The sequence below is a fragment of the Chitinimonas violaceus genome, assembly GCF_052601015.1.
Window position 1 is genome coordinate 1 of sequence record NZ_JBQXDJ010000296.1, and the last position, 255, is coordinate 255.

1 protein-coding gene is annotated in these 255 nt (G+C 52.2%); it reads right to left on the reverse strand.

Annotation, left to right across the window (positions count from 1 at the left end; translation table 11 throughout):
* A partial coding sequence (locus tag ACUHMQ_RS21680; protein WP_445297436.1) for a hypothetical protein occupies positions 1 to 255 on the reverse strand: 255 nt, incomplete at both ends.

Here is a 255-nt window from a genome sequence, read left to right on the forward strand (position 1 = left end):
CTCACCAAGCTTTGTCACAGCAATTACCTGTCCGGGCTGCACTCCAACACCATTCAGATTCAGCGCGCCGGCAGTTGGCAACTTGTCGATTCGTACCGCCTTTAAACTGTCACCCGCATCCACATCACTAAAGCCAAAATCGGCAGCCGCGAATATTTTTCTGCCATCTTCCTGTATGGTAAAGCGCGCATCTTTACCCGACGGTGCATCGTTGACCGGTGTGACATCGAGATTGATCGTCGAAATGGCAACGCC